Origin of the sequence: Pseudomonas sp. RIT-PI-a, from assembly GCF_001187875.1 — a bacterium.
Lineage (GTDB): Bacteria > Pseudomonadota > Gammaproteobacteria > Pseudomonadales > Pseudomonadaceae > Aquipseudomonas > Aquipseudomonas coleopterorum.
Genome location: NZ_LGIR01000014.1, coordinates 237129 through 247642 on the forward strand (window position 1 = coordinate 237129; position 10514 = coordinate 247642).

Annotated in this window: 3 protein-coding genes and 1 pseudogene; 1 reads left to right on the forward strand and 3 read right to left on the reverse strand. The window is 62.8% G+C overall.

Going from position 1 to position 10514, the window contains the following annotated elements; translation table 11 throughout:
- Positions 1–171 precede the first annotated feature (171 nt).
- Entirely contained in the window at positions 172–3057 is a 2886-nt protein-coding gene (locus AC788_RS11435; RefSeq protein WP_049860754.1) for a ribonucleoside-diphosphate reductase subunit alpha, read from the reverse strand.
- Positions 3058–3562: 505 nt separating this feature from the next.
- Here AC788_RS11435 and fhuF point away from each other — a divergent pair.
- Complete coding sequence (fhuF, locus tag AC788_RS11440; RefSeq protein WP_049860755.1) at positions 3563–4231, forward strand: siderophore-iron reductase FhuF; 669 nt, start codon at positions 3563–3565, stop codon at positions 4229–4231.
- A 12-nt stretch (positions 4232–4243) separates the two neighbouring features.
- Here fhuF and AC788_RS11445 read toward each other — a convergent pair whose 3' ends face one another.
- Positions 4244–8680: a SpvB/TcaC N-terminal domain-containing protein gene (locus AC788_RS11445; protein ID WP_049860756.1), complete on the reverse strand. Its 4437-nt coding sequence runs from the start codon at positions 8678–8680 to the stop codon at positions 4244–4246.
- A 125-nt stretch (positions 8681–8805) separates the two neighbouring features.
- Positions 8806–10514, reverse strand: a pseudogene (locus AC788_RS21755) (neuraminidase-like domain-containing protein); the annotation flags it as partial.

The following is a 10514-nucleotide window of genomic DNA, read 5'->3' on the forward strand; positions in this document are numbered from 1 at the left end:
TGAAGGATCTGATGGAGTAACTAGGCAATGTATACGGTTCCGACCTATGAGCTAGATAGGGCGGCGAGTATAGGGAGGGGTATACGAGAAGTAAACCCTCCAACCCCTTGTATCTATTGGGGTTGGAAGGTCATGGGTTTGACTAAGTATACGCTTTAATACTTATGAACCCTACTGGCAAGCTTCGCAATCCGGCTCGTCGATCGCGCAGGCTTTGGGCACAGGCGCCGGGCCGGCTGGAGCGGCCTGCATCGGCGCGCTGTCGCCACCGCTGGATACGGCGTTGAGCTTGCTGGTGCTGATGGTCGACTTCTCGGTGCTGGTCGCGGCCAGGGCACGGAGGTAGTAGGTGGTTTTCAGACCACGGTACCAGGCCATGCGGTAGGTCACGTCGAGCTTCTTGCCCGAAGCACCGGCGATGTACAGGTTCAGCGACTGCGCCTGGTCGATCCATTTCTGGCGACGGCTGGCGGCGTCGACGATCCACTTGGTGTCCACTTCGAAAGCGGTCGCGTAGAGGTCTTTCAACTCCTGCGGAATGCGTTCGATCTGCTGCACCGAGCCATCGTAGTACTTCAGGTCATTGATCATGACCGAGTCCCACAGGCCGCGCGCTTTGAGGTCGCGAACCAGGTAGGGGTTGATCACGGTGAATTCGCCCGACAGGTTCGATTTCACGTACAGGTTCTGGTAGGTCGGCTCGATCGACTGCGAAACGCCGGTGATGTTGGCGATGGTCGCGGTCGGTGCGATGGCCATGATGTTCGAGTTGCGAATGCCTTTCTGCACGCGGGCACGAACCGGCGCCCAGTCCAGGGATTCGTTGAGGTCGACATCGATGTACTTCTGGCCACGGGCTTCGATCAGGATCTGTTGCGAATCCAGCGGCAGGATGCCCTTGGACCACAGCGAACCCTGGAACGTCTCGTAGGCGCCACGTTCGTCGGCCAGGTCGCAGGACGCCTGGATGGCGTAGTAGCTGACCGCTTCCATCGACTTGTCGGCGAACTCGACCGCCGCATCGGAACCGTACGGGATGTGCTGTTTGTACAGCGCGTCCTGGAAGCCCATGATGCCCAGGCCGACCGGACGGTGCTTGAAGTTGGAGTTGCGCGCCTGCGGCACCGAGTAGTAGTTGATGTCGATCACGTTGTCGAGCATGCGCACGGCGGTGTTGATGGTGCGCTCAAGCTTGGCGGTGTCCAGCTTGCCGTCGGTGATGTGGTTCGGCAGGTTGATCGAGCCCAGGTTGCAGACCGCGATTTCATCCTTGTTGGTGTTCAAGGTGATCTCGGTGCACAGGTTCGAGCTGTGGACCACGCCGACATGCTGCTGCGGCGAACGCAGGTTGCACGGGTCCTTGAAGGTCAGCCATGGGTGGCCGGTTTCGAACAGCATCGACAGCATCTTGCGCCACAGGTCTTTGGCCTGGACGGTCTTGAACACCTTGATCTTGTTGTACTCGGTCAGCGCTTCGTAGTACTCGTAGCGCTCCTCGAAGGCCTTGCCGGTCAGGTCGTGCAGGTCAGGGACTTCGTTGGGCGAGAACAGGGTCCACTTGCCGTCGTCGAAGACGCGCTTCATGAACAGGTCAGGGATCCAGTTGGCGGTGTTCATGTCGTGGGTACGACGGCGATCGTCACCGGTGTTCTTGCGCAGCTCGATGAATTCTTCGATGTCCAGGTGCCAGGTTTCCAGGTACGCGCAGACCGCGCCCTTGCGCTTGCCGCCCTGGTTCACTGCAACCGCGGTGTCGTTGACCACTTTCAGGAACGGCACGACGCCCTGGGATTTACCATTGGTGCCCTTGATGTAGGAGCCCAGCGCGCGCACTGGGGTCCAGTCGTTGCCCAGGCCGCCGGCGAATTTGGACAGCATGGCGTTGTCGTGGATCGCGCCGTAGATGCCCGACAGGTCGTCCGGAACGGTGGTCAGGTAGCAGCTCGACAACTGCGGACGCAGGGTACCGGCGTTGAACAGGGTCGGGGTCGAGGCCATGTAGTCGAAGGACGACAACAGGTTGTAGAACTCGATGGCGCGATCTTCCTTGTTCTTCTCCTCGATCGCCAGGCCCATGGCCACGCGCATGAAGAAGATCTGCGGCAGTTCGAAACGCACGCCATCCTTGTGGATGAAATAACGGTCGTACAGGGTCTGTAGGCCCAGGTAAGTGAATTGCTGATCGCGCTCGTGGTTGATCGCCCGGCCCAGTTTTTCCAGGTCGAAGGTGGCCAGCACGGGGTTCAGCAGTTCGAATTCGATACCCTTGGCGATGTACGAAGGCAGGGCCTTGGCGTACAGGTCGACCATCTCGTGGTGAGTGGCGCTGTCGGCCACTTCCAGGAAGCTCAGGCCTTCGGCGCGCAGGGTGTCCATCAGCAGGCGGGCGGTGACGAACGAGTAGTTCGGCTCGCGCTCGACCAGGGTACGCGAGGTCATCACCAGGGCGGTGTTGACGTCGGTCAGGGCCACGCCGTCGTACAGGTTCTTCAGGGTTTCTTTCTGGATCAGACCGCCGTCGACTTCGGCCAGGCCTTCGCAGGCTTCGCTGATGATGGTATTCAGGCGACCCATGTCCAGCGGCGCCAGGCTGCCGTCAGCCTTGGTGATGCGAATGCTGGGGTGCGCCTCGACCGGTGCGTCGGCCGGGGTGCGGGTGGCGCGCTCCTTGGAACGCTCGTTGCGATAGATCACGTAGTCGCGGGCGACTTTCTGCTCGCCGGCACGCATCAGGGCCAGTTCGACCTGGTCCTGGATTTCCTCGATGTGGATGGTGCCACCCGATGGCATGCGACGCTTGAAGGTAGCGGTGACCTGTTCGGTCAGGCGCGCGACGGTGTCGTGGATGCGCGACGAGGCGGCAGCGTTGCCGCCTTCAACTGCAAGGAACGCCTTGGTGATGGCCACGGTGATCTTGTCGTCGGTGTAGCCGACCACGGTACCGTTGCGCTTGATCACGCGCAGTTGGCCTGGAGCGGTCGCGGCCAGATCCGGAGTGGCATCGGCGGCCTGCGGCGCTTTGGCCGGCGAGTTCTCGCGAGTTGTGTCGGTTTGCATGGGGTGAGTATCTCCACGTTCAAAAGTTTGAGCGGACGCCAGTCATTGGGTCCGTCACCAAAAAGCTGTAAGCGGAAGGCCTGAGCCTTCAACGCTTGGGTGTAGGAAAGAGCTGAAAATGCGGCCGTCCGCAGGCAGCGGTAGGCGGGGAATTCTTTAGTGCAAAACACGGGAAAAGCACACTGCAGGGGCTTGAGTTCGGCCTTTGACCTATGCTTGGCTTTTCACGGCCAAACCCTACATGTAGTGGTTTGCGCAGATCGGGATACAAGATAATGCGGTATCGAGGCTATTGCAAGGCGCCCAGCTGTGGATAAGTTGTGGGTATTTTGTGTGTGTCGCCAGCAGACGCTTGCAGGCCAAGAGGGGAGCGGCCTGAACCGTTTGTCACCTGAACTTGCCGACGTCTGCCGAGACCAAGCCTTGTGAAAGCGTGAATTTTTGTGTCGTCTATCTGGACTTCTTCACGTCAGCCGCCAAGAGCGCCGCACTGTCACGGGAACCCATGAACCTTCATCAAAGCGACTATCGCGACCTCCTCACCGGCCTTGCCGCCGACGACGATCCACGCGTCGCCGTGGCGCTCCCGGCCCTGTTGCAAAAGCGCGTGCTCGATCAACTGCTGACGCGCATCTATGGCGCGGCCCTGCTCGATACGCACAAACCGGCGCTGGTCTCGCAGTGGTCCAAGTACTACTTCATGCACTGGTTACCGGCGATGCTGGTCAGCCAACTGGCATACGGCTGGGACCTGCCGTTGCTGCTGCGCGAGACCGGGTTGATCCTCGACGAGCGGGGCGTGCCGTTGGCCGTGCGGTTTTTCGAAGCGGGGGAAGAGGGTGACGCGCAGGCGTCGCTGGAGCCGTGGATCGCCAGCAATCTGCGGCCATTCATCGATGCTTTGAGCCAATACGGCGAGGTGCCGCCCGCGGTGCTGTGGGGCAACGCGGGGGATTATCTGGAGAGCAGCGTGCGCCGGTTGCAGCAGATGGGCCTGCGCAACCTGGCGCCCGCCGAGGGCTTGATGAGCCAACGCAAGCTGGCCGACGGGCGGGCCAATCCGCTGTACCAGCCGGTGCGTTACCTGGGCGACGGGCGCCGCGAGCGGCGCCACTGCTGCCTGGCCCGGCAGGTCACCGACGTGCCGCCCTGCGAGCACTGCCCGCTGGGCTAGCGCCGGTCTGGATCACGCGTTGGCGGCGCGCATCGCCAGCACCTCCTCGGCGGTGTCGTTCTCATCTTCACTGATGCTGTACCACGGTGCATAGCGCTGACGCCGCAGCCATCCGGCCGCTGTCCAGGTTTCGGTCGGGCGCCCCAGTGCGTCGTAGAACTGCCGATCGTGATAGCTGTGCTCCGCATCGCGATGACTCTGGTCGTTGATGTAGCGGTCGCTGTTGGCGAAGTACGGACGATACACGCGGGTCACTTGCCCCTTGGTGTCGTATTCCACTCGCTCGCTGACACGCCAGCGCGGATCGGCGTGGGCATCGCCTTCGAGCAGCTCACCGTCTTCGTCGACCTGATGGGCCAGCCCCGGCTCCACCCGCTGCTTGCTCTGCAGGCTGCGACCGAATCCATCGAAGCTTTCCAGGCTCATGCGCACCTGCCGCTCGGGATCACCTGGATAGCGGTCCGCCTGGAAGGCTGCCACTCGTACGGGTTGGCGGGCATAGCTGGCCAAGGGTGCCAGCAGCTCGGCGGTCTGCACGTCCAGCTCGGCCCGCTGCCATTGGCGCCGTGCCGAGGCGCGAAGCAGCCCGTTGAGCATGACCTGGCCACGGCCCACCAACTCGGCCAGCGCCTGTGGATCGGCTACGCTGACCGTTGGGGCTTCGCCCATCCAGCTGTTGCTCTCGTACACATAGGCCATGGACCAATCGCCCAGCCCCGCAGCGTCATCGGCAATGGCCTCGACGACGGTGCCGGCCATGATCTGACCATCGAGTTCAGCGAAGCCGACTCGTTCACCCATCTCGGTGCCGAAGAAGGTATTGATGGAAACCCGACCGAAGGCGTCGTAACTGGCCTGTTGGCGGTTGTCGTTGGGGTCGATCACCTGCACCGGCAGCAAGGTGCTGTAGTCGTATTGCGCTTGGGTAATGCAGCCGTCGGCGGTGGTGACCTTCACCGGCAGGCAGCGATAGGTGTCGTATTCGACCTGGGTTTGCCCCACTGCCGGGCTTTGCCGGTAGGCTTTGACCCGGTAGAAATCCGCGGCGTCGCCGTAGGTTGCATAACCCTGGCGCACGGACCAGAGCACTCGCTGTGGTTCATCCGGAAGAAACGCCGGCATCTGCGTGTAGCCCAGCTCCAGCAGCTTGGCGTTCAACGCCGTACGGTCCATCACCTCGTCATAGGCTTGCAGTGCGGCCTCGTCCAGCTCTGCGGTTTCGGCAAAGTCGGCCAGGGCCAGAAAGCTGGCGGTGCCGTCGGCGCAGCCCTGGTAGCGCTGCATGCTCAGCCCGATCAAGGTTCGTGGTGCCGCGCTACCGAGCAAGCCGTCGTCGCGCAGCAACGCCTCATAACTCAACTTCGCAGCCGTGACCTGCGCCTTGGGCAACGACCAGGCATTGCTGCGACTGCGATACGGCAGGTGCAGGCGCCAGTGTTGCGGGTCGGTGGTCAGGTGGATGGCCTGGCTCAGGCTCTCGGTGAAGTAGTACTGGTGCTGCGCCGAATCGAACGCATCGCGCCACCAGGTTTGCTCATGCTCGTCGCTGTAGGGCGGGGTATCGATCTCGTGCTTGCGCCGGGCATAGGCAATACTCAGAGCGTGGGTGACCGCGCCGTAGGCGTCGGTGCGCAGTTGCACGCTATGGCTGCACTGCGGGTCATCGGCGAGCCGTTCGTACTGGTAGCTCAGGCTCTCCAGGTTCAAGGTCAGCAAACGGGCGTAGCGCTGATGGGCACTGGCGGGCTGCAGCAAGCGTAGGCCGGACCGCTGCACCTGCACCGAGTAGGGCACGGCTTGGCGGGCATCGCCATCGAGGCCGAACACTTCGCTGCGCAGCATCTGGCCGCTGAGGGCGCGGGCCATCTGCGCACGCAGATCGGCATCGATGTCGGTGACGATACTGTCGTTGCCCGTGACGCCGTCGTGATCGAGCAGCAGCACCGGACCCAAGGCACGTGCCTCGGTATCATGGGTATCGACGCCGTGCAGCACTTCGTCCACCGCCCGTCCGGTGTGGAACCAGGTTTTGGTCAGCAGTGGCGGGGAAGACGGTTCGGCCTCGTCCGACGGGGCTTCGGAGTCGGTGGTCAGCAGCAGGCCGAAGCCGCGCACCTCGCGGTCGCGTCCATCGTAGTAGCCACGGCGGTAGTTCAAGCGCTGAGTCAGGGTATTGCCGGTGATCTCGTCATGTTGGATCTGGCGAACCACCAGGTGCATGGGGAATGGCAGTTCGCACACCGGCTTCTCGCCTGCAGCCAACAGTTCTTGCTTTTCGTCCAGCCATTCCTGCGCCGAGCTGCGGTAGTACGCGCGGCTGTCGGCACCCATATTGTTGTTGGAACCGGCCATCAGATAGGGTTTACGGCCGCGGTTGAAGTCCAGCCTCCAGTGGCGGTTTTGCAGGGGGGGCACACTGATCACCAGGCTCGAACAGCCCAGCCCTTGCAGGTCTGCGGCACTGACCTGCCAAGTGTTGTCATAGTGCAGCCCCTCGGGCCAAACCTGCAGCACCGGGTCGGCAAAGCCATTGCCGCCCTGGTTGAGGAAGATCTGCGCATGCTCGCTGTGCAGGTAGATCAGGTCGCTGGCACCGGAGCCGTCGAGGTCGGCCAGGCGTACTCGCGCTGCGTCGAATTCGCCGTAGCTGAACGGCAGGCTGGCCAGCTTGAAGCTTTTGCCGAATTGGCCACGGCCCAGGTTCGGCCAGCAGCGTACTTCATCGTGGCGAATGCGGATCAAGTGTTGCTGGCCGCTGCCCAGTATGTCGCTGAAGGCCACCAATTCACTGCTGCTGTTGCTCAGTGTCGGCAAGGCATCGTGGGTGTGGGCCACTTCACGGGGCGCGGTGAAACCCTGCTCGCGATCGCTGGCATACAGACGCACGCTGCGCCCGCCGATCATGGCCAGGTCTTGCAGACCGTCACCCATGAGGTCGGCCATCTGCCCCTCGGCCTGGAAAAATTCCAGCGGGAAGGCGCTGAATGGAGTGAACCCGGTCCAGCGTTGGTCGGCGTCGAGGGTGAAGAAACCACTGTAGCCCGGCTGCGCCACCACCCAGTCCAGACGCCCGTCACCGGTCAGGTCGCTGAGGAACTGGCGGGCCGGCTTGCGGCTATCGGCCACCGGTTGCGCGGCGAGCGCTTTCCACGGACCATAGACCACGGCGTCGGTGTCGGCCTGGGCAGCGTCGCGCAGCGGCTCACGGTACAGCCATTCGTTATCGAGGTTATAGAGCACCCCGGCCAGGCCTTCGCCGTACAGGTCCACCAATTGGTAGGCGGTTCCGTCATCCAGCCCCGGCATCGCTTCGAACGGCTGATAGGCATAGCCTTCGAAACCGAAATGCTCGTAGCGAAACTCCAGTGGCGGCAGCTCTTCGATCTCGCGACCGTTCAGTGCCTGGTTGATCACGGCCGTCAGCAAGCTGTAACCCTGGCATTGGCGGTATTCCAGCCACAGGCGGCTGACCAGCAGAGGCTCGGCGCCCAGTTCGGCGAAGCGATGAAACATCAGGACCTGGTGGCACCGGCGCAGGGTGCGCACCTCGAAGCCGTAGGCGAAATCGGCCACCGGGTCGGGTCGCACCGGCCAGGCCTGGCTGGGTGCATAGGTGGGCACACTGCCCTGTTCGATGCTGCGCTCGCCGTAGTCCAGCACCAGGTCGAAGTGCCAATGCGTCGGCAGGGTGCTCTCATCCCACAGGTACAGCGGTGCGAACGCCTGCAGGTTGCCGTAACGCACGCGGGTCAGGTAGCGCTGGGCACTGTGCTCGCGCTCATCGTCAGCGCTGAGGCCGCGGCCATCTTCGCCGGTGTATTCGTAGAGAATATGCTCGCCGTTGGGCGAGACGGACTCTTCCAACAGCCACTGCGCGACTTTTGCCGGGGCTTCGGCCGGGAAGATGCGCGCGCTGTCACGCTTGCCGTAGACATGCAGGCCGCCGTCGGCACTGTGCATCAGCCAGAACCCTGGCTCCTGTGCATCGCGCTGCCAGCGCTCGATGCGCGAGAAGCTGTCTTCCACACGAGGGAAATAGCGGGTCACCTGGTATTTCGTGCCCAGTGCCAGGCCGCGGAAGGTCTCGACCTGGGTACTGACAATCACTCCTTGGGCATTGCGCTCAGGCACCAGCACTTCACCGGCGGGGCTGAGGATTTCGTCGTCGGCGGCGTACGCCGGCACGCCCTTGTTGGTACGCCGGGCAAAGCTGCTGCGGCTCAGGCCCCAGCCCATGCCGCAAGTGCCGTTGCCGGCGCCGCTGCTGTAGCTCAGGCCCAATTGCGGCGCGGTGCCGCGGCCCGGCGAAACGGGCAGGGGAATATCGAAGCTGGCGGCACCGGTGGTGCCGACCGCACCCCAGCCTTTGCCGATGCTCTGAATGGCGCCGCCGCCCTTGGGCAGCGACGGGGCGTTGATGGCCAACGTGTTGTCGTTCGATGTGTTCATGAGGAAATCGCTGAAAAGAGAAAGTGATGAAGTGTCCGCCCGGCTAGTGGCCGGGCGGTATCCTTAGAAGTGATAGGTAGGCAAGCGAGGGCATCCGGTATAGAGCCTCGCTGCCGGATGGGTGGTTACGCCGAGGCGGCCGTGTAGCTGACCTTCACGATCACATCGCTCAGCGATGCCAGCAGCTCGGGCGTCGAGCGGGTGAACCTGAGGTTCCAGCTCGACACCGCACCAGTACCTTCGAACGGCAGGTAGCGCTCGTCGTCGAAGTTGAGGGTGAACATGCCGTCGTCATCCATGCCGCTGGACAGGGCGATCTGTTGGCTGGCGCGCAGGTTCTCTCGAGGGTTCTCATCGATCACGTCGCTCATCTCGACCTTGCTGTAGGTCTGGGTAAGCACGGCGGCGATGTCCTCGTACGGCCCCAATACCGCGGGCAGGGTCACGCTGACGCGCTTGATGCGGCGCAGGTACTGGCCAGGGTAATCCTCGTCGAACAGGCTCTGTTCCAGTCTGATTTCCAGACCGCTGTTGTTGCCCAGATCCCGCACCACAGTGGCCCATGGCTTCTCTGCGGTTTCCAGCAATTGGCGCACCGAGACGGTCTTGGTGATTTCCAGCTTGCGAGCATTGCGTTGCAGGTAGGCCGCTTCCATCTTCATCAGGTTGAGCTTGAGCGACTCGCCGGCGGTGAGGCCGCGATAGCTGTCTTTCCAGGCACCGGGCTGAACGAAGCGGGTCTTGAAGTCGGCAATCTCGTACTGCCAGCACGCTTCGGCAGCCAGGCACAGCGACATAGTGGTGTCGTAGGCCTGGTAGTAGAAGGTGGCGAACTGGCCATTGAGCCACTGGTACAGCTGAGCATTGGTGAAGCGCTTGCTCAGGAACTGGTAAGTGGTAGCCGCTTGCTCCACCAGCACTTCAGTCTGGCGCAGCTGCTCGGCGGTGACCTTGGCTTGCTCGTCGTGCACGGCCAGTTGCGCATCGATCTGTTCGATCTCGCGCTGGGCCTGCTCTTCGGCCTGCATCCATTCCTGGTGACGGCGACGGTACTGCTCGGTGCGGTCCAGCGCCTCGGCGGCACCGTGGAAGGCGGTAGCTGCGCCTTGGGCGAGGGCCGTTGCGATACCGGGTATACCCTCTAGACGCCAGCCACCGGTGCCAGTACCGACAATGGCGCCACCGGCCATGCCGGCGATCACACCGCCCACAGCGCTGAATTCATTCGGGATTACTTTCAGGCCTTCACCAATAGCCTGGGATACCGAGCCTATGCCCTCCATCACCCGAGCTTGCAAATTCAGCGCGCCAGCGGCCACTTCACCGGCGTTGACCACTTCATCCGACAACTTGCCGTAGTAGGCCAGACGGCTTTCGGCGATGGCGCGGCTGGCCAGCAGCGCCTTGCGGCCCTCGGTTTCCACACGCTGCACCAGCTGTTGCAGGACTACGGCCTGCTTGGCCATATCCCAGGCCTGTTGTTGCTGCATTTCTTGCAGTTGCGCGCCTTCCTTGCGTTCGAGCAGCGACAGCAGCGTACTGCCGAACTGGATCAGGTTTTCCACCGCAGCGCTGGCGCGGTTATGCATGATGTTGAAGCGGTAGTGCGGGATTTCCTGGCCAAGCAGTCGGCCGGCACCGCCACCTGCGGCGCCGCTGCCGTAGGCGGACATCAGCGCCCGCGGATCCAAGGGCGCGGCGAACAGTGGCAGTTGCAGCGGCTTGCCGTCCAGGGTGCGGTTGTGGCGCAGGTTGCGCAGGCGTGCTTCGGTGGTGTCCCAGTTCTGCACCAGCTCGCGGTTCAAGGCGATACGGAAGTACGGGCTGTCCAGCT